Below are 22,976 nucleotides of genomic sequence, written 5' to 3' on the forward strand. Positions count from 1 at the left end.
CCTGATTTCGGCGGTAATCGGCTCGAACTGTACGCCGGGCAGACGTACTACCACCTCAGTCAGTATGGGTGGGGAGACTGCGTTTCCGCGACGATGAACTGGGGGAGGCGCTTCTGACAGCCATGCGCTTCTGCGCTGCGAAGTAGGCGCGGCGGTTGGCCGGTTCGGTGCTGCCAGCATGTTGCCGTATCCGGTCCTCCGCCCCGAGTGGCGTGGCCGTGTGCGTAGATCCCGGTGAGCCGATCGCTTTCTCGCATCGCCGCTGCTTTGTGCGGGCTGAGGGAGGATACTGATGGATCCGCATCTGATCCCTCTTGTCTTCGTGGCTGTTGCTGCGGCATTCACACTCTCTGCTTCGGCAGGGTTCGGAGGCAGCCTCATTCTTGTTCCCACGCTGGCGCTTGTGCTTGGCACAAAATCCGGGGTGGCGCTGGCGGCACTCCTTCTTGCCGCGAACAATCTGGTGAAGGTATTCGCCTACCGGAAGACGCTCCCTTACCGGAAAGCCGCCGTCATCATCGTGCTGGTTGCGGTGGGTGCTTTCCTGGGAGCCAAGTTGCTGGTTTCTGCGCCCGACCGGGCGGTGACCATCGCGGTCATCGTCAGTTTTGCTGCGGCGTTTCTGGTCGAATCACTCGATCTTACCCGTTGGCGGCGGGCGAGTTCCCCGGTACTGGCGTTCGCTGCGGGAGCGACATCCGGATTCAGTGGAACTTCCGGACCTCTGAAGGGGCTTGCTGTCCGCGGGCTTTTCTTGGATCGACTCCACCTCGTCGGCGCGCTTTCCTTGGCATCACTGGTCGGGGATGCCACAAAAACCGCCGTCTGGACGGATGCTGCACTGCTCGGTGGCGGGGACTATCTCATCGCCCTGGTGTGTCTTCCGCTGATGTTCGCTGCAACGTTCCTCGGCAGACGCTTCAACACCAAAATCGGCGAGCGTGGATACACCGGACTCTTCTGGACGGTGATGGTGGGCTACACCGGGCGCCTACTGGCCAGCCTGTGAGCTCGAGAGCAGACCGACGTGATGCATCCTTCGAATATAAACATCATAGTTGAACGTTCGCGAAGAACCGCAACGAGTCACAGGCTGCGCATGTCCGAGGATCTGACGGCAGGTCTTGCGAGAGGCGTAATGAATGTAATGACAGAATGTGATTGTCTATCTGTCCATAATTTCAGTGGATACTCCGAATCGGAAGGTGGTTGGCGCATGTCGAACGAGATCCGCGGCGATGGCCCCGAGTACACGGCCGAGGACGCTGCCCTGGGACATGCCGGAGAGGCCCAGTCGCTTCCCCAAGGAGAACCGAGGGCGCTGGACGGGTCCGCAGACCAGCCCGAGAAGCCGACACCCCACCAGCTTGACGCGCGCGAGAGGAGGCTCACCGGACCCCGGAAGCCGATGGGCCCCGCCCAGGGCCAGGCGCCGGAATCCGTCCCCGAAGAGCCGTGACCGATGGCCCTGCCTCTCACTCAGGGCCACGTCGCAGCTCGCTAAGGAGCGCTACTGCCATGGCGAATGTCCAACTCATCAGGAACGTCGGCCTCGACGATGCTGCCACCAGCACCCAGACGAGCACCGTCAACGAGCCCACCGTCGCAGCATCCAACAGCAACGTCTTCTACACCTGCAACTGGGCCGCCGCCAGAAGCACCACCGGCGGCAAGGACTGGGAACACGTCGATCCGTTCACTGCCCTGCCGTCGGCTGCCGACGGATTCTGTTGCGACCAGATCGTCGTCTATGAGCCCAGCCGGGACATCTGGATCTGGATCCTCCAGTACATCGCGGTCCCCGGAGGCAACAACGTCTTCCGGATCGCCGTCGCTCCGGGAGCGAACCCGGGCGCGTGGCACTGGTGGGACTTCAGTCCCAGTAACCTCGACTCCTCCTGGACGGACCTGTGGTTCGACTATCCGGATGCGGCCCTCAGCAGCAACCACCTGTACGTCACCTTCAACGTGTTCAACTCCGCCGACCAGTGGAAGCGCGCGGTGGCCTTCAAGCTCCCTCTCGACCCACTGCGTTCGGGCTCGGGCCTGACCTACCAATGGTGGTCGACAACGAAGAACGGCTCGCTGCGTCTCACCCAAGGTGCTACAGGTAGCATGTTCTTCGCCAGCCACAACAGCGGGACGACGCTGCGGGTGCACGGCTGGCCGGACAGCTCCAACACGATAGGTTCGTTCGACGTCCAGGTGAGCCCGTGGAGTTCCGGTCCGTACAGTGCACCGGGACCTGACGGCGCGGAGTGGCTCGACCGGGTCGACTCACGGATCACGGGCGCCTGGGTGAGCGGTACCCGCGCGGGCTTCCTGTGGACCGCAGCACCTATATCCGGTCGACCGAAACCGTACGTGAAGGGCGCGGTCGTCGACGTCATCACTCACCTGATGGTGGAGCAACCCGACATCTGGAACACGAACTCTGCCTTCGCCTATCCCGCGGCCTGCCCGAACGCCCAAGGCGTCGTCGGCGTCTCAATGGCCTTCGGCGGAGGGAGCCGGCACCCCTCGCACGTTGTGGGCTTCCGCGACGGCGGTGAGTGGCGACTGGCCATCACCCGAACCGGTACCAACGGACCGAACGGCGGATCATGGGGCGACTACGTCTCCTGCCGCCGGCACCACCCGAATTCATCGCAGTGGGTGGCCTCGGGAGTCACCCTCCAGGGCGGTACCGACCGACGCCACGTCGAGCCCCAGTACGTACACTTCGGCATCGGCTGACCGCATACGGCTTCTCCGCCGCCCCTCGCGAGGAGATTCCGCCAAGCTCCCGGACTGAGCCTCCGGGAGCTTCGGCGTTCATACAGCACTCAGCGCCGAAACCTGCGGTAACTGACCATCAGCCCGGCCAACGCGAGGACCATCCAGGCTGTCAGGTAAACGAAAGCGGCGGCGGGCGAGAAAACGGTCCACAGAACGCCGGCAACGGTGGACGCGGCCAGGTTCCCGAAGGACTGGATGGCGGCAAGCATGCCGAAGGCGGAGCCGCGCAGGGTCTCGGGAGCAAGGGCCGCAACCGCCGAGTGCTGAGCGGTCTCGACGGCGCCGATGCCGATGCCCGCCAGGATGAAGGGGAAGGCGAGGAACCCGATGGCGACTGCGTCGACGATGAACAGCCCGTAGGAGCAGGCGAAGCTGGTGACACCGCAGGCCAAGACGATGACCGGTCCGAGTCGGCCGAGCCTGTCGGAGAGCCGGCCCGCAGGAATGGCTACCAGCGAAGCGGTGATGTTGTACGAGATGTAGAGGCCGAGCGCAATCGTGGTCGCGGCTTTCGCTCCGTGCGCTGGTTCAAGCTGTTCCGCCACCCGCAGGATCAGCAGTGTCACGGCGACATTTCCGACCTCGAAGGCCGCTACTGCAGCCAACAGCCTGCCAAGGTCACCCCGCAGGACCGGCTTGATCCGGATCTTGAGCGGCACTTTGACCCGGGGCAGAGGTGTGGGAGTGCGGCGGATCGCATAGACGATCGCGACAGCGGCCAGCAAACCGGGAATGATGGAGAGGCCGATAGCCCAGGTGACGCCGAGCCAGGCAACCAGACCGAGCGCCAGGAGAGGACCGAAGATCGCGCCCAGGTTGTCCATCATCCGCTCGAAGCCGTAGGCGCGCCCGTAGGCCCCGGCAGGAACGATGTCGGCGAGGAGGGCATTGCGCGCGGGGACGCGCAGGCCACGAGCCGTCCATGCCGCAGCCCGCAACAGGCCGACCTGCCAGACCGTGGCCGCTCCGGCGGTCGCGGCGCCAAGAACGGCAGTGGCCGCATAGCCACCCACGGCGACCTTGCGGCGCCGGGACGGATCATCCGCCAGGACGCCGCCACCGAACCTGGCCGCGCCAGCCAGGGCGTCGGAGACCCCTTCAATCACACCCAAAGCCGCCGCCGGAGCGCCGAGAGACGTAAGCAGAGACGGAAGCAGCGCAGTGGGGATTTCATGGCCGACATCAGCAAGGAAGCTGGCGGCGCCGATGCCCTTGACGCCCGGAGTGAGCCACCGATCCAAGTCGCGGGCGCTGATAGGCGGAACGTTCTCGCTCATATCTGGCAGTCTGCCTGAGCGCCCCAGATCTACTTCGCCCAATGCCCTGCGCCCGATTGCTTTGTAACGAGGTGTAAGCCGTGTCAGGTCACCCTATTACCCACGGTCTACATGATCAGCGTCATGTAATTCCCCACCCGAACGGTCACGCTTCCCCATGGGGATGGCGGTTGCGAGTGGATGCCCGACGGCAGGGGGAGGCCCAACCCCGCCTCTCCCTGCCGTTCACATGAACAGCGGGTCGACCGGCGGCCATGGATAGCCCAGTTGCTCGGCGTCATGGGAACCTCCCCAGACCTCGGCGGTGGCACGGGGATCGCCTGCGGTCAGCCGCCTTTCAAGGCGCTCGGCCTGGACCGATGGGACGTCCCCGGAGATTTGGAGGGTCATCCCGAACTGGAGCCAGGGCAGATCTGCACCGGTCCGGTCACGGGGATGCATCAGGACGACGTGGATGCAATCGGGTTCCTTGCGGGAGGCCCAGACGCCTTCCAACTCGCAGTCCCACCTGGCGAGCCAGTCACCCCGTCCCCTCAACCCCGCCTCAAGCAGCCGCGCAACCGCTCCTGCCGGCCACTCCCAACTGCGGTCCTCTCCGGCTCGTAGGACCTCGGCCTCGTACTGACCCGTGGTGAACCGAAGCTCCGGCATACCGAAGTCCTGATTGGCCAGGTCGCGCCAGCCCGCCCAGACCACATGATCCCCGTTACGCGTGACCGTCATGTACAGGGCGCCGCAGCACTCCTCCGCGCCGCACCCGGACCAAGCGAGACGAGCCTCGTGGGGCGTCGTCGTGGCCTGCAACGGCCCGTCCCGGCCCAGCAGATACCGGGGCCCCACTCCCAGGTACGGGGAGCCTCCCACGCCACCGGGCACCACCTCGCCCAGAAGATCCCGCCCATTGACGATCGGGCGGACCTGCACGACGCCCTCATCGGGTGGAGGGCACACGATGCTCAGACTGAGAAGATCCGGTCTCGTGGTCATCGGCCAATGATCGCGGAGCCGGCTCGCAACTGTCATGCGCATTCGCGTGGTCTCCGCTCAGGGCGGTAGTTCGGGCCGCCTTCAGGCATGGTGGCCCCGGGTACCTTTCCGGGGCGACGGGATGACAGCCCGGGGAATTACGTGACCGTAGCCCTGGGGAATTCCGTGACCGTCCACACCGCCGCCTTCCGCTCTGCGTGCTCGCCAGGACAACAACAACCGTCGAAGACTGGCTCAGAATGCTAGGAGGCCTGCGGGGCGAACGACACCCGCCGCGACCTTCTGATACCAGGTGATCACGCCGTGTTCCTCCGGGTTCTCAGGAAACACCGAAGCGAGGTCCTCCGGTATAAGAACCTGACCATCAGCGTCCGTAAGGGGAAGTACTGAGCGGGATGGGTCAGCCATCTCGATCAGACGCGCCATGCAGTAGGACGTGGCGATGAAGTGTTGGATTGTGGCGGGCGCGATGTCGATCTCGAGCAACCTCCCGTGCCTTTGGCGGTCAGTGAGGAAAGCAACGACTGAAATCTGTGCCTCAAGGACCTTTACGGCGAGGTTGACGTCACCGACGGAGAGGTAGTGGAGGAATACCAGCAGTCTCTTGGTGTGGCTGGCAGCCAGAAGCTCCAGCGGATCTCCCTCGGCTGCAGCCTCCGTCCATGTGGAACAGACTTTGAAGTCAGCGACAAACCTCTCGGAAATCGCTGCCCGGTAGCGCAGCCGGTCGTTCATCTCTTCAAATGACAGGAGGCGGGGGTCGAGCCACGCGGAGAGCGACGCCGCAGGCTTGTTCTGGGCAGCAAACGCCGCCGGGGTTTCGGCTGCAGCACAGGCTTGGATGGCGTAGACGTACCTGGCATGTGCCTGGGCTGCGTTGACAGCTCCAAGAGCATCGGATGGGACGAGCGGATCGAACAGTGGGTCGGCAGGATCAATGACTGATTCACGCCTACAAAATTCCACGATCTCCGTTTCAGCCTCGTGAATCCCCCCTTCGGTCACTCGGCTCACACTTCGGATGATTCCCGCCGCAGCTGAGGCGAAGCCGGTTGCGTTGCTGCGCCGTTCTAGATCCGACTTGAAGTTGCGGCAGGCGAACTCGTAGACGCGCATGGCCGTGTGCCACTTGCCGAGCTGAGCGTTTGCCTCGCCCATCCTTTGGAACAGTTCGCCCTTCCAGAGATGGAATTCCCTACCTACTACCTGCAGAACGAAGTCCATGGCTCGGAGTGTGTGATCGACGGCCTGCCTGGGGGAGCCTAGGAGTAGACAAATGTCGATCTGCGCGACCATCCCCCAGAGAACAGCTTCCGGGTCATCTTCAGAGGCGAACCGTGGGGCCAATTGGACCACTGTGCCGAGCTGGAGAGCATACTGCCGAGGTGTCAGCTTGCCCTCGCACCACTCGGATCTCAGCCGGGCGTAGTACATCTGAAGTGAGTCCAGATCCTGTACCGGAGGCATCCCGCCGCCCTGCTTCAGCGCCCGGAACACCATCTTCACGTTTAAGCCTGCGAATATTCCTGACCCGTGCATTTCATTTAGCTTTCCCAGGGTCTGCATGGCACGCCCCAGCCTCAGGGCCTTCTCCTGTTCTGGGGTGATGCGTTCGATTCGGCCGATCACGTGGTCTAGTTCCGAAAACTCACTGAAACTGACGCCATCAACCGCCCGACTAACCAGGACGTTTTCCGCTTTATCGGCGATAGCCCGTACCAGTGAGAGCCGTGCGATCTCTTGTTCCTCTCCTTCCTCATCAAGTAACAGACTGTCGAGGATCGCGTGGGGGACTTTGTGGATACTCCATACGCCTCGGAAGGCGTGCAGTAGACGCAACCGCTGCAGTTCGCCGACCGCTCTGCCGAAGGCGAACTCGGGAGATACACGGCGAGTGGAGCGGCGGACTGTGATCTCATGCGCTCGGCGGATGAGATCCACGGGCAATGCCGCTGGGTAGTGCAGAACGGAAGCGATAACCAGGACATCAACAGCCTCAGGGCAGCGGCGGCGCAGCATCGTCAGCAGTTCACTGTAAATGAAGGTTAGGGACCGCTGTGCTGTCGGCCCGCTGGGGTCCAGAGACCGGTACGCCTCACTGGCGGATATCAATTGCTGTTGCAGGAAGCCGTCTATGGAGATCCAACCCTCATTGACGAGGGCGGACGCATGGTCGATAGCCAGAGGCAAGAAACCCACCCCCTGGGCAAGCCGCCGGCATTCTTCGTCGGTGGCCTGCTCGGAGCCGATCAGCAACCGAGCCATGCTCTCCCCTTGAGCGGGCTGCATCGGGCCAACTTCGATGATTTCGTGCTTGACGGGTATCCGAAGATCTCCGTGATTGGAGGTGACCACGAATAGCGTGTGGGATGCAGGTTCGACCAGTGCTTCGATGACTTCCCAAGAGGATACGTCGTCGAATACGATCACGCAGCCAGCCCCTTGCTGTCGCAGCAGGAGGGCTATGAATTCGCGGGCGAGGCTCTGTACATCCAGTCCAGCCGTCAAGACCCCGCGCCTGCCCAGCTCCCTCACTACGCCCCGATAGAGGGTGCTTACATCGGAGGCGTCGAACAATATAACGGCCCCACCGTCCACTCCGAGCGCGATCTCGCGTGCCAGTGTCGATTTTCCGCTGCCACGCGGCCCGACCAGACAGACAATGCCGGACAACCTTCCGAAGATCATGTCCTGAAACCGGTCCGTGATATCCGGGCGGGTAATGAAACGGCGGGAACCAGCCCTCTCACCGAATTCCGTCCGCGCTGCTTCCTTGGCCAGAAGGATTGTGGCGATCTTCTCGCGCAGTTCCTTCGTACGCCGCCCCCAGGTGGCAGGCGATCCGTGGAAGTTCCCCTCTACCTGCGCTTCCTTTTTGAGCCAGCTTTGCGCACGCTGACCGTCGAATGGTGGCTGCAGGCCCTCGCGCAGCGCGAACAGTGTCGCTCCGAGTCGAGCCCAGGACGTGCTCAGCCCCTCGGGATGCTCCTTGGGAAGATCGGCGATTGCCTCACGCAACACGTCGCGCAAGGCCCCGGTCCGATCTCGGTCCCATGCCCCGGGGCGCAAGCGCTCTGTAATGCGCGCTAACTGAGGGTAGGCGAATTCATCCTGTTGAAACGGCTTGTTGAACAGTTGCAAGAGGCGCTCGGCCGCCCCTACGAGTTCCTTACAGAGATCGTTGAGCTCACTCCCCCGTCCCATCTCCCAAGTATGTCGGAGGTCGGTCTGTTTGGAACAGGAGCCGACGCAAAGACAGTGACGTGAGGCAAAGGACGCTCACGAACTGTGAGTGTCAGGTTGAGCGTGGGGACGACGCGAAGCTCAGGGCCTGGTTGAGACGGTTCCGGCATAGCAAGGGAGTTGCGCCGACCAACAGGACGGCGACAGCGCTCTCATCCATGCAGAGGAAGGCAATGTCTGCCATGAACATGATTATCGGCGTGACCGCGAACGCGGTGCTGAGTGAGCCGACTGACGCGCGTTCTGTGGGCATCTCCTCGGCAGTGATGGCGGACACCCTGACGGCACTCGCCGTGATGGTGCTCTTTGCCATTGTCGCCGCTGCAGGTGCCGTCGTGCTTACCCAGCTCGACGGCGGAACCTGGCCTAGGTCTCTCACCCGGGGCGCGGTTGCCTTCGGGGGCACTCTGACCCTGGAGCTGCTGATCTTGGGAACGGCGCTTGCGCTGCTGAACTGAATACCGACGCCAGTGGACGCCGCCGCACCACAGTGCGGCGGCGTCCACTGGCGTGCTGGCTTCCCTTAAGCGAGCAAGTTGCGTGGTAGCGGGGCGGCGCCGACTTCCATGTCTGGGTCCGGGACGCCGCAGGAATCACCGTGGAGGTCGTTCGGCGTTGGGGTGAGAGATTCCGCTCTACCGCGCAACATCATCACCGAAACCCGCAGCCTGGCCTTGGCGGTGTGGGTCACCGCGGCCGGCGTCCAGGACTTCATCGCTGGCCGTACCCACTTGAAGCAGGCCGCCTCCAACCACACCGCCCTGCGGAAGGTCTGACTCGACGGCGGCTACTGCAAGCACTTCTTCGACCTCGGCATCGACCTTAAATGCGTCCAATGGACCTGCGGGACCAGGAGATTTTCCCGACCCCAAGCGGTGGACGGTCCAGCGAACCTACGGCCGGTTCATGCTGCACCGCGCCTGGCCCACCACCGCGAAGCCCACCCGCATCCCTCCGAAGCCGTGATCGACCTCGCGATGATCGACACCGTGGCCCGCAGATTCATCAGCGCAACCATGCCGTAAGTGGCACCGTCGGTGCGGACATTGCGGGGCCCTCTGCGGCGAGCACGCTCCGTGAAGACTGACGGACACTCGAATATACCTGACACATCGTCACCAGTGCAAGATCATCTTGCACGCGCGTTGCACAAGGTGATGAAAAACAGCGATGATCAATGGAAGGTCCCGCAAGCATGTAACAGCAGGTCAGCAGGCACTTAGGAGTGTCGTGCCCCTCATCTCCTAGAGGCACGACACCTCCACCGCTCAGATGTCCCGGAAGATCTCGATCTGCGCCCCCACCGAGTTGAGCCGCTCCGCGAGATCCTCGTAGCCGCGGTTGATGACATACACGTTGCGCAGCACGGACGTGCCGTCGGCGGCCATCATCGCGAGGAGGACGACTACGGCGGGGCGCAGGGCCGGTGGGCACATCATCTCGGCGGCGCGCCAGCGGGTGGGGCCCTCGACCAGGACGCGGTGGGGGTCGAGGAGTTGGAGGCGGCCGCCGAGGCGGTTGAGGTCCGTGAGATAGATCGCGCGGTTGTCGTAGACCCAGTCGTGGATGAGGGTCTGGCCCTGTGCGGCGGCGGCGATGGCCGCGAAGAACGGGACGTTGTCGATGTTCAGGCCGGGGAACGGCATGGGGTGGATCTTGTCGATCGGTGCCTGCAGCTTGGAGGGGCGGACGGTGAGGTCCACCAGGCGCGTACGGCCGTTGTCGGCGAAGTACTCCGGTGAGCGGTCGTGGTCGAGGCCCATCTCCTCCAGGACCGCCAGCTCGATCTCCAGGAACTCGATCGGCACCCGGCGCACGGTCAGTTGGGACTCGGTGACCACGGCGGCGGCGAGCAGGCTCATCGCCTCGACCGGGTCCTCGGAGGGCGAGTAGTCGACGTCGACGTCGAGTCGCGGCACGCCGTGCACGGTGAGCGTGGTGGTGCCGATGCCCTCCACCCGTACGCCGAGGGCCTCCAGGAAGAAGCAGAGGTCCTGGACCATGTAGTTGGACGAGGCGTTGCGGATGACGGTCACGCCGTCGTGGCGGGCCGCGGCCAGCAACGCGTTCTCGGTCACCGTGTCGCCGCGCTCGGTCAGCACGATCGGCCGGCCGGGGGTCACGGACCGGTCCACCTCGGCGTGGTACAGCCCCTCGGTGGCCGTGATGTCGAGGCCGAACCGGCGCAGCGCGATCATGTGCGGTTCGATGGTGCGGGTGCCGAGGTCGCAGCCGCCGGCGTACGGCAGTTTGAAGTGGTCCATGCGGTGCAGCAGCGGGCCCAGGAACATGATGATCGAGCGGGTGCGGCGGGCCGCCTCCGCGTCGATGGCGTCCAGGTCCAGCTCGGCCGGCGGCACGATCTCCAGGTCGACACCGCCGTTGATCCACCGGGTGCGGACGCCGATGGAACCGAGCACCTCCAGAAGGCGGTACACCTCCTCGATGCGGGCCACCCGGCGCAGCACTGTGCGCCCCTTGTTCAACAAGGTGGCGCACAGCAGCGCGACACAGGCGTTCTTGCTGGTCTTCACGTCGATCGAACCGGACAGCCGACGGCCGCCGACCACCCGCAGATGCATCGGACCCGCGTATCCCAGCGAGACGATCTCACTGTCCAGGGCTTCACCGATTCGGGCGATCATCTCAAGGCTGATGTTTTGATTACCGCGCTCGATTCGATTCACCGCGCTCTGACTCGTGCCGAGCGCCTCCGCCAACTGGGATTGTGTCCAGCCGCGGTGCTGCCTTGCGTCACGGATGAGCTTGCCGATGCGTACGAGGTAGTCGTCTGCCATGGGGCAGAGGTTATCTCAGATATGAGATGGCGCCTCTTGGGGGGTCCGTTGGGGGTGCGGCGCGGGCCCATTCAGGTGACGAACCGTCAGCGGTGTGGCGGGACCCCGACGAAGCTCAGTGGCGCCGCGCGTTGCGGGTGCGGCGCCAGCCGAACGGGCCGGGCAGATCCATCGACGTCGTACGGCGCCCCGTGCTGCTGTGGGTGTGGCGGGGGCCGTTGCGCCCGCCGGTGGTGAGGGACCAGGAGCGCTTGTTGATGTTCAGTCGCACACCCGGCAGGATGCGGAAACTCTTGCGGAACGTGAGCGGCATGTCTGTCTCCTTCCCGATGTCCCCCGGGTACCCCGCTCTTCGGCCCGCATCCCCGCCCGTGTACGACAACTGGGCTTCCCCCGGTGGCAATTGCCTCAGCGCGGCGGCAGTACGCAGAACTCGTGGCCGTCGGGGTCGACCAGCACCGCCCAGTCGACCGCACCCTGGCCGATGTCCACGGGGGCCGCGCCGAGGGCGACGAGGCGGTCGATCTCGCTCTGCTGGTCGCTGTCCGCGGACGGGACGAGGTCGAAGTGGAGGCGGTACTTCCCGACCTTAGGGTCCAGCGGCGGACCGCCCCAGGTGATCTTCGTGCCGCCGTGCGGTGACTGGATCGCGGTCTCCTCGTCCTGGTCCCAGACCAGGGGCCAGCCCAGGGCCCGGCTCCAGAAGTACCCGACCTCCTGTGAGCCGTCGCTCGCGAGCGCGCCGACGAATCCGCAGCCGGCGAGGAAGTTGTTGCCCGGCTCGATGACACAGAACTCGTTGCCCTCGGGATCGGCGAGGACCACGTGCCCCTCCTCCGGGAGCTGGCCGATGTCGATGTGTCGGCCGCCGAGCTCCAGCACCCGCTCCACGGTCCTCCGCTGGTCGTCGAGGGAGGTGCTGGTCAGGTCGAAGTGCATCTGGTTGGCGACGGTCTTCTTCTCCTGGCTGGGCAGGAAGCGCAGCCGTAGCCCGGCGTCGTCGTTCGGCGCGAGCGCGATGCCTCCATAGGGGTCCTCGGTCGTCTCCCGGTCCAGGACGCCGGCCCAGAAGCGCGCGAGGCCTGCGGGGTCGTTCGCGTCGAAGCTGAGCGCGTGGAGGTGGGAAGTCATCGCGTGGGATCTCCGATCCGCCGGCACGGCCGCGGACAGGGCTCGTTCCCCCGCCCATGAGGAACAGCCATGCTAGGAAGCCCCGGGAACGCCCCGCAACGCAATAACCGACGTGACGGGCCATGCGAGAGGCGATGCGAGCGCCGACGCGATGACGGGCCCGCGCGCCGGGCCGCCCACCCGCCCGGAGATTGGCACACGCCACATCGGGCCGGGCATGACCAGCCCGCGCCCATGTACTACTGTTATCTCGACATCGAGATATCTGCCGAGGCGCACTGCGACCGCCCACCCCGGTAAGGCATACCTAACTTAGCCTGACCTTAGCGGATCGGCCAAGGGGGCGTGGCGGCAGGATGCGGTGGTACGCGCACATGGAATGAAGGAGACTGTCGTGTCGGCGAACAGCTTCGACGCCCGCAGCACGCTGCAGGTGGGCGACGAGTCGTACGAGATCTTCCGGCTGGACAAGGTGGAGGGCTCGGCTCGCCTGCCCTACAGCCTCAAGGTCCTGCTGGAGAACCTGCTCCGCACGGAGGACGGCGCGAACATCACCGCCGACCACATCCGTGCCCTCGGCGGCTGGGACTCGCAGGCCCAGCCCAGCCAGGAGATCCAGTTCACCCCGGCCCGCGTGATCATGCAGGACTTCACGGGTGTGCCCTGTGTCGTGGACCTCGCGACCATGCGTGAGGCCGTCAAGGCGCTCGGCGGCGACCCGTCGAAGGTCAACCCGCTCTCCCCGGCCGAGATGGTCATCGACCACTCCGTGATCGCCGACAAGTTCGGTACGCACGACGCCTTCGCGCAGAACGTCGAGCTGGAGTACGGCCGCAACCGCGAGCGCTACCAGTTCCTGCGCTGGGGCCAGACCGCGTTCGACGACTTCAAGGTCGTACCCCCCGGCACCGGCATCGTCCACCAGGTGAACATCGAGCACCTCGCGCGTACGGTCATGGTCCGTAACGGCCAGGCGTACCCCGACACCCTCGTCGGCACCGACTCGCACACCACCATGGTCAACGGCCTCGGTGTGCTGGGCTGGGGCGTCGGCGGCATCGAGGCCGAGGCCGCGATGCTCGGCCAGCCGGTCTCCATGCTCATCCCGCGCGTCGTCGGCTTCAAGCTGACCGGTGAGCTGACCCCCGGCACCACCGCCACCGACCTGGTGCTCACGATCACCGAGATGCTCCGCAAGCACGGTGTCGTCGGCAAGTTCGTCGAGTTCTACGGTGAGGGCGTGGCCGCCACCTCCCTCGCCAACCGCGCCACCATCGGCAACATGTCGCCGGAGTTCGGCTCCACCGCCGCGACGTTCCCGATCGACGGCGAGACCATCAAGTACCTGAAGCTCACCGGCCGCTCCGAGCAGCAGCTCGCGCTCGTCGAGGCGTACGCCAAGGAGCAGGGTCTCTGGCTGGACCCGCAGGCCGAGCCCGACTTCTCCGAGAAGCTGGAGCTGGACCTCTCCACGGTCGTCCCGTCCATCGCCGGCCCGAAGCGCCCGCAGGACCGTATCGTCCTCGCGAACGCCGCCGAGCAGTTCAAGACGGACGTCCTCAACTACGTCGACTCCGTGGACGAGGCGGGCCAGGAGTCCTTCCCGGCCTCCGACTCCCCGGCCGTCACCCCGAACGGCGCCCCGTCCAACCCGGTCACCGTGACCGCCCCCGACGGTTCGACGTACGAGATCGACCACGGCGCGGTGACGGTCGCGGCCATCACCTCCTGCACCAACACCTCGAACCCGTATGTCATGGTCGCCGCCGCGCTGGTCGCGAAGAAGGCCGTGGAGAAGGGCCTGACCCGCAAGCCGTGGGTCAAGACCACCCTCGCCCCGGGCTCCAAGGTCGTCACCGACTACTTCGACAAGGCGGGGCTCACCCCCTACCTCGACAAGGTCGGCTTCAACCTCGTCGGCTACGGCTGCACCACCTGCATCGGCAACTCCGGCCCGCTGCCGGAGGAGGTCTCCAAGGCCGTCAACGACCACGACCTCGCGGTCACCTCGGTGCTCTCCGGCAACCGTAACTTCGAGGGCCGGATCAACCCCGACGTCAAGATGAACTACCTGGCCTCCCCGCCGCTGGTCGTCGCGTACGCCCTCGCGGGCTCCATGAAGGTGGACATCACGCGCGACGCCCTCGGCACGGACCAGGAGGGCAAGCCGGTCTACCTGGAGGACATCTGGCCCTCCGAGGCCGAGGTCAACGACGTCGTGGCGAACGCCATCGGCGAGGACATGTTCTCCAAGTCCTACTCCGACGTCTTCGCGGGCGACGCCCAGTGGCAGGCCCTGTCGATCCCCGAGGGCGACACCTTCGAGTGGGACCCGCAGTCGACCTACGTCCGCAAGCCCCCTTACTTCGAGGGCATGACGATGGAGACCACCCCGGTCTCGGACATCGCCGGCGCCCGCGTCCTCGCCAAGCTGGGCGACTCGGTCACCACCGACCACATCTCCCCGGCCGGTGCGATCAAGGCCGACACCCCCGGAGGCAAGTACCTCACGGAGCACGGTGTCGAGCGCCGTGACTTCAACAGCTACGGCTCGCGCCGCGGCAACCACGAGGTCATGATCCGCGGCACGTTCGCCAACATCCGCCTGCGCAACCAGATCGCGCCGGGCACCGAGGGCGGCTACACCCGCGACTTCACCCAGGACGGCGGTCCGGTGTCGTTCATCTACGACGCCTCCCGCAACTACATCGAGCAGGGCATCCCGCTGGTCATCCTGGCCGGCAAGGAGTACGGCTCCGGCTCGTCCCGTGACTGGGCGGCCAAGGGCACGGCCCTCCTCGGCGTCAAGGCCGTCATCGCCGAGTCCTACGAGCGCATCCACCGCTCCAACCTCATCGGCATGGGCGTCCTCCCGCTGCAGTTCCCCGAGGGTGCCACGGCCGCCTCCCTCGGCCTCACCGGCGAGGAGACCTTCTCCTTCACCGGCGTCGAGGAGCTGAACAACGGGACCACCCCGCGCACGGTCAAGGTCACCACCGACAGCGGGGTCGAGTTCGACGCGGTCGTCCGCATCGACACCCCCGGTGAGGCCGACTACTACCGCAACGGCGGCATCATGCAGTACGTGCTGCGCAGCCTGATCCGCAAGTAAGGGATCATCCGGTACGGCGGCGGGCCGCGCTCCTCACGGGGCGCGGCCCGTCCGCGTACCCGCCCGCCGCGCCTACACCCAGCCCCGCTGCGAGGCCCGCACCCCCAGCTGGAAACGGCTCGCCGCCCCCAGCCGGTCCTGCAGTTCGCTCACCCGCCGCCGCAGTGTCCGCAGACTCACGCCCAGGTGGCGGGCCACCGCCTCGTCCTTCATCCCGGCCGCCAGCAGTCGGGCCAACACCCGCTCCCCCTCGGACAGTTCACCCGCCGTGTCCGGCCGGCCGAGCGGGGTGGCCTGCTGCCATGCCAGCTCGAAGAGCTTCTGCAGGGCCTCGGTCACCGCCGAGTTCCGTACGACGACCGCGCAGTAGCCGCCGGCCGCGGACGCGGTCAGCGGGAGCATCGCCCGACGCCCGTCGACCAGCAGCAACTTGACCGGAACCGAAGGCAGCACCCGGGCCCGCTCGCCGAGTTCGACCATCCTCCAGGCCTGGTACAGGATCTTCGGGTCCTCCAGGGCGGTCGCCGCGTAGACCGCCCGATAGGCGACCCCGCGCCGGAGCAGCTCGGCCTGCAGATCCAGTTGCGGGGTGGGCGGGGCCAGATACGGGGGAGTGTCGAAGACGCACACCTCGTGTTCGGCGCGGGCGTACAGCTCCTCCAGACGGGCCGCGGTGGCGCCCTCCCCGGAGACCACCTCCACCAGCCGCGACGGGTCCTCGCGCAGCAGTCCCGCCTCGTACGCGGTGGCCATGTGCTCGGCGGTGCCGACGAGGAGCTCGGACTCCGTCTCGCGTCGCCGGATCAGCGCGCGGATCGCCACCCTCGGGTCCACCGCCCGTAACCCGCCCATGGAGTCGGGCGGTTGGAGCAGGCCGAGGGTGAGCAACCGGTCGCAGGACTCGCGCACCCGGGCCGGGGACGAACCGGTCAGCAGCGCCCAGCCGGCCGTGCCGGAGTCGGGCTGGTGAAGGATCGTCCGGTACAGCAGCTCGTCGAAGGCGGAGACCCCCACCGCGGCCCAGGGGCTCGCGGCAGGGGTCTGTCCTGCCGTGTCGTATGCCGTGTTCACCATGGCCCGGCACGGTAGACGATCATTGTTATGGCCGGTGTGTCGCTTCGGGCCGTGTTCCTACTTCAGGCCATAGGCCCTCAGCACGGTCTGGTCGATCCGGTTGCCGTCGCCGTCGGCGGCCCGTACCCGCAGCGAGACGAACGTCGCGTCCTTCGGATGCCTGATCTGCGCCTTGCCCTTCCTGACCTTCACCTCCTTCCAGGAGGCGCCGTCGTCGAACGAGGCCCAGGCCCTCAGCCCGCTCGCCCTGACGCTTCCTTCCTGGTCACGGAGGGTGAGCCCGAGGGTCGTCCTCCGGTCGGACTCGGCGCGGTTGAGGAGGTCGATCCGGTCCAGGGCGTAGTCGACGGAGAGGATCGGCAGAGTCGTCTCCGTGTCGGTGTGCCCCGAGGCGAACGTCCACTCGGTGTGGGTCTCGGTGGAGTACTTCGCCCAGTCGGCCCGGCGTGCCACGTCCAGGACGAAGCGGTACGAGGCCGCGTCCGCCGGGACGTCGAAGGCGCCCCAGCCACCGAGGGCCGTCTCGCCGACCAGCTTCCCCGCCGCGTCGTACAGCTTGCCCTTGCCGGTGTCGTCGGTGCCGTCGACGGCGCCGTAGTGGCCGGGGGTGGAGTCGGACAACTCCGGGATCCGAAGGGTGAGTCTGTCGCCGGTGCGCTGCGAGAGGCCGTACCGGGTGTTCGTCGCGGGGCGTACCACCTGGCCCAGCCAGTCCTCGGCGGGCAGGGTGCCCGCCTCGTCGTAGATCCGCTCGGTGCTCCACTGGCCGTTGAGGGCGGTCGAGTGCGGTGTGACCGTCCGTGCGACGCGGGAGTCGGGGTCCACGTAGAAGTACTCGGTGCGCTCCCTGCCGAGCGGGACGTTCCTGCCGGTCTCGACGGCCGCCAGGGACCAGGGGCGGAAGGTGAAGACGCTGTCCCGGCCGATCCGGCCCTTCTCGGACGCGTGGTAACGGGCGGTCGTCCGCACCAGGTTGGAGCTGTTCAGGCGGTAGGTCTGGTTCTTCGAGACGGCGCCGGGCTGCGGCAGCGTCAGGTTGTACACGTACGGGCTGACCGCCGTGCCGCCCAGCTTCAGCTCGACCTTCTTTCCGGTCTTCAGGAGTGCGGTGAGCTTCGCGCCCTCCTCGCCGGAGGCGATCATGATCGGGATCGTGGTGCCCTCCACGGAGGTGGGCCAGACACCGGGCGTCCTACGGTAGGCGATCACATAACTCGCCCCCGCCGCGGTCGCGTTGACCAGCGCCTCGTCGGCCCACTCGGTGGCGCCGAGCCCGACCACCGCGACCTTGCCCCTGACGTCCAGGCCCTCGAAGTCGGCCGCGGTGCCACCGCCCGCGTCCACTGCCCGGACCGTTCGGTCACCGGTGAACCTCACCGGGAGGCCGTTGTAGTAGTTGGGGTAGCCGAGCGACAGCGGGTACTTCTCCGGGCCGCTGACGCTCGCCGTCAACTCCTTCGCGTACAGACGGAACTTGGAGTAGAACTCGAAGTTCCCCCGGCTGACCGGCTTCGTCGGTGCCACATAGACGTGGTCGGTCCAGAACCCCTGGCTGTAGCTCAGGGTCCAGTTGCTGGCGGGGGTGTCCCGGTGCCAGGTGGTGTTGAAGCCCTGGAACTCGGCGTCGTCCTTCGTGACCGGCCTGATCTCGTTGGCGGTGCGGGCGTCGAAGGTGATCTCCGTGTCCTTGTCGACCTTCAGCTCCGGATCGCCGACCACCGAGCTGCCGACGGCCGTGCCGCCCGAGTCGCGGACGGCGATCCAGGTGGCCAGGGAGTACGTACCGATCGGAACCTCGAAGGTGGAGCCGTCGGCCACACCGCCGTACTGGTTGGGGATCGCGCCGTTCAGCTCCTGGAGGGTGTAGATCGCCGAGGGAGCCGCCCTGCCGTCACGGCCGACCAGGTTCACCTTCAGGCTGACCGTCCCCGGCGACTTCTCGTAGCCGACCCCGGTCGTGACGGTGACACCGTCGGCGGTCGCGGTGATGTGGCCCGCGTACCGGCCCTGGGGATCGTCGGCGGGGTCGACCGTGACCGGCAGGGTGGCGGTGCCCCGCGCCGGGACGGTCACGGTGTCCGCGCCCGGCGTCACCTCGGCGAGCGTGGAGGAGACCGTCAACTCCACCGGCTCGTCCGTGGTGTTGGTGTACGTGATGTCCTTGCCGTCGACCTCGGTGTCGCCGTCCGCGTACGTGCCGAAGCTCAGCGTCGGCGTCGCGAAGAGGCCCTGCCGCACCGCCCGTAGGACGTCGACCCGGCCGTCGCCCTGCTCGAAGACGCTGTCGCCCGGCATCGTCCTGGCGGTGCTCGCCAGAGCCGCCTTGAGCTGCGCGCCGGTCCAGTCCGGGTGCGCCTGCGCGACCAGCGCCGCGGCACCCGCCACATGCGGGGTCGCCATCGACGTCCCGTTGGCCGTCGTGTAGTCGTCGTCGACCGGCGTACCCATGGCGGTGCCCGCGGCACGCGCGGCGGTGATGCCCACCCCCGGTGCCGTGATCTCCGGCTTGACCGCGTAGTCGCCGTAGCGCGGACCCCGGCCGGAGAAGGAGGCGAGCCTGTCGGACCTGTCGACCGCGCCGACGGTGAGGGCCGAGTCGGCCGTGCCCGGGGTGCCGACCGACTTCGCGGCCGGGCCCGCGTTGCCCGCCGCGATCACGAAGAGGGCCCCCGTGGACTCGGACAGCGCGTCGACGGTCTCGGTGAGCACATCGGACGGGCCGGCCGCCCTGCCGCTGATCGAGAGGGAGACGATCCGCGCGCCGGAGTGCGCGGCCCACTCCATGCCCGCGATCATCCACGACGTCTGCGCACCACCGGCGTTGTCGGCCACCTTGCCCACCAGCAGTTCGGCGCCCGGCGCCACGCCCTTGCGGCTGCCGTCCGAAGCCGTGCCCGAACCGGCGATCGTGGACGCCACATGGGTGCCGTGACCGTGGCCGTCCGCCATCGTCTCGTCCGGCACGAAGTTCCTCGACTCCGCGATCCTGCCCGCGAGATCCGGGTGACCGGCGTCCACACCCGTGTCCAGGACCGCGACCTTCACGCCCTTGCCGTCGTAACCCGCCTTCCACACCTCGGGTGCGCCGATCTGCGGAACGCTGACGTCGAGGGAGACCGTGAGCCTGGCGTCCAGCCAGATCCTGTCGATGCCGTCGCCGAACCGCCGCGCGGCCTTCGCGGTGGGCTCGGTACCGAGCGCGGGGGCGATGTCCGCCCAGAAGGCGGTCGACTTCCGCGCGCTGAGCGCGGCGCCGCCGATCCCCGGTAACGCGAGCGTCCTGCGCGCGCCCTCGGGCGTCGTCCCGCCCTGCCCGTACTCGGCGATCAGCGGGATGACGCCGATCTCCGCGTCCGCGTACCCCTGCTCGACCAGCTGGGTGACGTTGAACAGAGCCGGGTCGAGGCGGCCCGCCTGCACCAGCGGAAGCGCGTCCGCCGGGACGACGCTGATCTCACCGTCCTGTTCGCTGGAAAGGAAGGTGGCGGCCTCACGGCCCTTGCCACGCCGGACGTCGACGGCGTACCTGCCGTCCGGGCCGGCGGTGAGCGAGACGGTGTCCCCGGTGACGAGGGTGACGGTCCGCGGCGCGGGTGTGCCGCCGGCGGTGGGCGGGGCGGTCGACACGGTGTCCGGCACGGCGGTCGGCACGGCGGTCGGCACGGCGGCCGGGGTCCCGGCTCCGGCCGTCACGGGTGTGATCGCGCCGGTGAGCAGCCCGGCCGCTCCGGCCACTGCCCACAGGGCGTGGAGTCTTCGCATGGGTGGCGTCCTCCCCTGAACGCTGACGACGCTTCCGGCCTGGTGAGCGGAAGCCAGTGATCAGAGTGAGCGCCGCGCGGAAAGCGACTCAAGGGATTCCCGTGGCCGGGGGGTGCCAACGCCCCCTTCGGCCAGACCCCCGGCCCGCGCGACCACACCGGCCTGGCGTTCCTCCGCGAGCGGGGCCATACCGTCCGTCGGTACTCTCGACGCCCGGCTCGACGGCGCCGGGAACATCACCTCCGCCGAGGTCGTCGGCGCGGACGGCGACCCGGAGACGCTCAGCACCGCGCAGCGGACCGCCCTCGGCGGCATCGCGGCCGACGGCTCCACGCACACCCGGACCGTGCCCGGTCTCGGCCCCCACCGGATCACCGCCCTCGGCGAGGACGGGCTGCACGTCCTGACGGGCCTGCCCAGGGAGCGACGTCCAGGACAGGATCGGCGGACTGGTCGTCGTCGAGGCGACGAACCTCGCCGAACAACCCCCTGGCGGCAGGCACACCGAAGAGCGAAGACTCGTCCCCATGGATGTCCCCACGGATGCACCGATGCGCCGCCCCGGCCGCCCCCTGCCCTTCGTCGACGAGCACACGATCCTCATCGCGGCGAACGCCGAGGCCGTCTGGTGGGCCCTCGCCGAGACGCTCGACTGGGCCTTCTCCCGCCCCTCCGCGGTCCGTTACGCCAAAATCGTCGGCTGCGCCGACCACACGGCGGCCGGCCCGCGCCCGCCCGTCGAGGGCGCGACGACCTTCCCCGGCTTCCGCACGGCGACCGCGATCCCGCCCCGGGAACTGACCCTCCTGGGCCGCCACCGCTTCTCCTCGTACACCTGGACCTTCCGCCTCGACGAGGCGGAGCCGGGCGGCGGCGGTGTCCGTCTCCGCGCCGAGACCCGCGCCACCTTCCCGGGCCCGGCCGGCGGCCTCTATCGCCTGCTCGCCCTCGGCACCGGCACCCACGCGAAGCTGACCCGCCGCCTCCTGACCACGGTCCGCCTCCGCGCCGAACGCCCCTGGAGACCATCACCGGCATGACAGCCCGTTCAACCCGTTCAACCCGTTCAACCCGTTCAACCCGTTCAGGCCGTTGAGGCCGTTCAACCGTTTCCACCTCGACCGCGTCCTACGGCGCCCCCTCCCGCGCACGCCGCGAACGCGTCACCACGCGCCAGCCGTTTACAACCGCCGCGCTCCGCGCTAGCTTCCGAAGCAGGTGGGGGTGGGAGCGCTCCCATTGCGGGAGGACGGACCGGAACCCGTCACCCCCTCCCGGATCCGCTCCCGCCCCACACCACCCACCCGCACCTCGGCGCACGCGTACATCCGCGCACCCGCACACGGCACGCCCGCACATCGGCACGCCCGCGCACCCGCACACCCGCACGTCCAGATCGACACCCCCCACAGCGGCACCCGCACATTCCCCCCACCTCCAAGCCGTACACGCAAGGAGTATTTGTCATGCACGTGACAAGCTTTCGATTAAGGCTGCCCCGGCGCCACCGTGCACTTCTTCTCGTCCTGCTCGCCCTCGTGACCACGATCCCGGCGCTCGGCCTGGTCGTCACGGCCGGCAGTGGGAAGGCCGAGGCGCACGGCACTCCGATGAAGCCCGGCAGCCGGACCTTCCTGTGCTGGCAGGACGGGCTGACCGACACCGGGGAGATCAAACCGATCAACCCGGCCTGTCGTTCCGCGCAGCAGGTCAGCGGGACGACCCCGTTCTACAACTGGTTCTCGGTGCTCCGCTCGGACGGCGCCGGCCGTACCCGCGGCTTCGTCCCGGACGGCCAGCTGTGCAGCGGCGGCAACACCAACTTCACCGGGTTCAACACCCCCAGCGCCGACTGGCCGTTGACCCACCTCACCTCCGGCGCGACCGTCGACTTCTCGTACAACGCGTGGGCGGCGCACCCGGGTTGGTTCTACGTCTACATCACCAAGGACGGCTTCGACCCGACGAAGACGCTCACCTGGAACGACATGGAGGCACAGCCGTTCCTGAGCGTCGACCACCCGCCGCTGAACGGCAGCCCGGGCACGGTCGAGGCCAACTACTCGTGGCGGGGCCAGCTGCCCGCCGACAAGTCGGGCCGCCACCTCGTCTACATGGTGTGGCAGCGCTCCGACAGCCAGGAGACCTTCTACTCCTGCTCCGACGTCGTCTTCGACGGCGGCAACGGCGAGGTGACCGGCATCAAGGAGCCCGGCAACCCCACCGAGCCGGTACCGGGCCAGTGCGCCGCGACCCGTCGTACGACCGGCAGTTGGACCGGCGGCTACCAGTCCGAGGTCGTCGTCACCAACACCGGTGACGTGCCGATGCTCGGCTGGATGGTCAACTGGACGCTGCCGACCGGGCAGAAGGTGGACAGCCTCTGGAGCGGCAGCGCGACGTACACCGGGCAGAACGTGATGGTGCACAACGCGGACTGGAACGGCTCGCTGGATCCCGGCGAGACGGCGACGTTCGGGTATGTGGTGCAGGGGGCGGGAGGTGATCCCGCGACCACGCTGCCCTGCCGGGTGGGCTGAACCCGGCGCTCCGACCGACGCCGTCCGCCCTGTGCGGGGGCGGGCGTCGCGCTCGGGGCGGACCGGGTGGGCGGGCGGTGCGTGCCCACCCGGTCCGCGAGCCGCGACCCGGTACGGGGGAGACCGGGCGCGGTGGGGAGTGCGGCTGTGGGGCCCCTCGACAGGACAACGTTGTCGAGTGGTCTGGACAAGACTCTATCGTTTCAACAGGCAACCAAGTCAAGCCGGTTGGGGCCGGTCCGGGGTCGGGTGGGTCACACCACCCGACCCCGGC

16 protein-coding genes are annotated in these 22,976 nt (G+C 67.3%); 8 read left to right on the plus strand and 8 right to left on the minus strand.

The annotated features are described in order from the left end of the window. Positions 1 to 292 precede the first annotated feature (292 nt). The 3 genes from ACZ7MG_RS28185 to ACZ7MG_RS28195 all read left to right on the plus strand — a co-directional run bounded on the left by ACZ7MG_RS28185 (position 293) and on the right by ACZ7MG_RS28195 (position 2,736). Positions 293 to 1,009, plus strand: coding sequence for a TSUP family transporter (locus tag ACZ7MG_RS28185; protein ID WP_471384552.1), 717 nt, complete (start codon positions 293 to 295; stop codon positions 1,007 to 1,009). Positions 1,010 to 1,216: 207 nt separating this feature from the next. After that, positions 1,217 to 1,459 (plus strand): hypothetical protein, encoded by a 243-nt coding sequence (locus ACZ7MG_RS28190; RefSeq protein WP_471384550.1) that lies wholly within the window; start codon positions 1,217 to 1,219, stop codon positions 1,457 to 1,459. 59 nt (positions 1,460 to 1,518) lie between these two features. Next, positions 1,519 to 2,736 (plus strand): hypothetical protein, encoded by a 1,218-nt coding sequence (locus tag ACZ7MG_RS28195; protein ID WP_471384547.1) that lies wholly within the window; start codon positions 1,519 to 1,521, stop codon positions 2,734 to 2,736. A gap of 89 nt (positions 2,737 to 2,825) precedes the next feature. On the opposite strand, the gene ACZ7MG_RS28200 is transcribed toward ACZ7MG_RS28195, so the two are convergent. The 3 genes from ACZ7MG_RS28200 to ACZ7MG_RS28210 all read right to left on the minus strand — a co-directional run bounded on the left by ACZ7MG_RS28200 (position 2,826) and on the right by ACZ7MG_RS28210 (position 8,246). Beyond that, positions 2,826 to 4,055, minus strand: a complete 1,230-nt coding sequence (locus tag ACZ7MG_RS28200; RefSeq protein WP_471384544.1) for an MFS transporter — start codon at positions 4,053 to 4,055, stop codon at positions 2,826 to 2,828. Positions 4,056 to 4,280: 225 nt separating this feature from the next. Beyond that, positions 4,281 to 5,042: a hypothetical protein gene (locus tag ACZ7MG_RS28205; RefSeq protein WP_471384541.1), complete on the minus strand. Its 762-nt coding sequence runs from the start codon at positions 5,040 to 5,042 to the stop codon at positions 4,281 to 4,283. A 234-nt stretch (positions 5,043 to 5,276) separates the two neighbouring features. Then, positions 5,277 to 8,246, minus strand: a complete 2,970-nt coding sequence (locus tag ACZ7MG_RS28210) for an ATP-binding protein (protein ID WP_471384538.1) — start codon at positions 8,244 to 8,246, stop codon at positions 5,277 to 5,279. Between the two features lie 221 nt (positions 8,247 to 8,467). Here ACZ7MG_RS28210 and ACZ7MG_RS28215 point away from each other — a divergent pair, with 221 nt between their 5' ends. Both ACZ7MG_RS28215 and ACZ7MG_RS28220 read left to right on the plus strand, forming a co-directional pair. After that, a complete protein-coding gene (locus tag ACZ7MG_RS28215; RefSeq protein ID WP_471384536.1) occupies positions 8,468 to 8,743 on the plus strand; it encodes a hypothetical protein in 276 nt (91 codons plus the stop codon). Between the two features lie 162 nt (positions 8,744 to 8,905). After that, positions 8,906 to 9,061, plus strand: coding sequence for a hypothetical protein (locus ACZ7MG_RS28220; RefSeq protein WP_471384533.1), 156 nt, complete (start codon positions 8,906 to 8,908; stop codon positions 9,059 to 9,061). Between the two features lie 492 nt (positions 9,062 to 9,553). Here ACZ7MG_RS28220 and ACZ7MG_RS28225 read toward each other — a convergent pair whose 3' ends face one another. From ACZ7MG_RS28225 to ACZ7MG_RS28235, 3 genes are all read right to left on the minus strand, one after another. Then, positions 9,554 to 11,083 (minus strand): helix-turn-helix domain-containing protein, encoded by a 1,530-nt coding sequence (locus tag ACZ7MG_RS28225; protein ID WP_471384531.1) that lies wholly within the window; start codon positions 11,081 to 11,083, stop codon positions 9,554 to 9,556. 115 nt (positions 11,084 to 11,198) lie between these two features. Beyond that, on the minus strand, positions 11,199 to 11,396 hold the full coding sequence (locus ACZ7MG_RS28230; RefSeq protein ID WP_216586463.1) for a DUF4236 domain-containing protein: 198 nt from the start codon (positions 11,394 to 11,396) through the stop codon (positions 11,199 to 11,201). A 95-nt stretch (positions 11,397 to 11,491) separates the two neighbouring features. Continuing rightward, positions 11,492 to 12,214 carry a VOC family protein gene (locus tag ACZ7MG_RS28235; RefSeq protein ID WP_471384528.1) on the minus strand — a complete coding sequence of 241 codons (723 nt, stop codon included), beginning with the start codon at positions 12,212 to 12,214 and terminating at the stop codon, positions 11,492 to 11,494. Between the two features lie 394 nt (positions 12,215 to 12,608). Between ACZ7MG_RS28235 and acnA the strand changes: the two genes are divergently transcribed. Next, a complete protein-coding gene (gene acnA, locus ACZ7MG_RS28240) occupies positions 12,609 to 15,326 on the plus strand; it encodes an aconitate hydratase AcnA (protein ID WP_471384525.1) in 2,718 nt (905 codons plus the stop codon). A gap of 72 nt (positions 15,327 to 15,398) precedes the next feature. On the opposite strand, the gene ACZ7MG_RS28245 is transcribed toward acnA, so the two are convergent. Next, entirely contained in the window at positions 15,399 to 16,400 is a 1,002-nt protein-coding gene (locus ACZ7MG_RS28245; protein ID WP_471384522.1) for a helix-turn-helix transcriptional regulator, read from the minus strand. A 57-nt stretch (positions 16,401 to 16,457) separates the two neighbouring features. Continuing rightward, entirely contained in the window at positions 16,458 to 20,162 is a 3,705-nt protein-coding gene (locus ACZ7MG_RS28250; protein ID WP_471384519.1) for a S8 family serine peptidase, read from the minus strand. A 527-nt stretch (positions 20,163 to 20,689) separates the two neighbouring features. Between ACZ7MG_RS28250 and ACZ7MG_RS28255 the strand changes: the two genes are divergently transcribed. Next, positions 20,690 to 21,202 (plus strand): hypothetical protein, encoded by a 513-nt coding sequence (locus ACZ7MG_RS28255; RefSeq protein WP_471384516.1) that lies wholly within the window; start codon positions 20,690 to 20,692, stop codon positions 21,200 to 21,202. A 426-nt stretch (positions 21,203 to 21,628) separates the two neighbouring features. Continuing rightward, positions 21,629 to 22,702 carry a lytic polysaccharide monooxygenase auxiliary activity family 9 protein gene (locus ACZ7MG_RS28260; RefSeq protein ID WP_471384514.1) on the plus strand — a complete coding sequence of 358 codons (1,074 nt, stop codon included), beginning with the start codon at positions 21,629 to 21,631 and terminating at the stop codon, positions 22,700 to 22,702. Positions 22,703 to 22,976 lie beyond the last annotated feature (274 nt).

The sequence above is a fragment of the Streptomyces sp. NPDC107538 genome (assembly GCF_055657445.1).